This is a genomic window from Streptomyces sp. AC627_RSS907, assembly GCF_019049165.1.
In genome coordinates this window covers 1-603 of the sequence record NZ_JAGMUE010000794.1, presented here as the reverse complement: position 1 = coordinate 603, position 603 = coordinate 1, and the positions used below count along the sequence as shown (strand labels likewise).

General features: G+C 67.0%; 1 protein-coding gene. It reads left to right on the top strand.

Going from position 1 to position 603, the window contains the following annotated elements:
* Nucleotides 1-603: penicillin-binding transpeptidase domain-containing protein (locus KUM32_RS38680; RefSeq protein WP_254406718.1), on the top strand; the 603-nt coding region annotated here is incomplete at both ends.

Here is a 603-nt window from a genome sequence, read left to right as displayed (position 1 = left end):
GGAACCAGGGCGGCCTGACCATCCGTACGACGCTCGACCCGCAGGCACAGAACTCCGTGCAGAAGTCGATCACCGATCACGTCTACCAGACGGACTCGGTGGCCACCGCCGTCACGCTGGTCGAGCCGGGCTCGGGCCGGGTCATCGGGATGGGGCAGTCGCGGCCGTACGGCTTCGGCGACAACGAGACCCAGATCAACCTGTCGGCCGACCGGACGATGGGCGGCTCGAACTTCGGCTTCCAGACTGGTTCGACGTTCAAGCCGATCACCGCGGCCGCGGCCCTGGAGAAGGGCAAGCCGCCGCACCAGGAGTACTCGTCGCCGTACGAGATGGAGTACCCGAGCCCGGTGGCCACGTGTAAGGGCCACTGGCGGAACGACAAGAACGATCCCGCGACCGTGGCGAACGAGAACCGCGAGGAGGTCGGCCCGTACCGGATGCCGGAGGCGACCGCGAAGTCGGTCAACACCTACTTCGTCCAGTTGATCAGCGAGATCGGCGTCTGCCCGGTCACCGAGCTGGCCGCCAAGATGGGCATGCACCCGGCGAGTGGCGACAAGATCAAGCAGGTGCCGTCCGTCTCCCTCGGCAGTGAGGGCA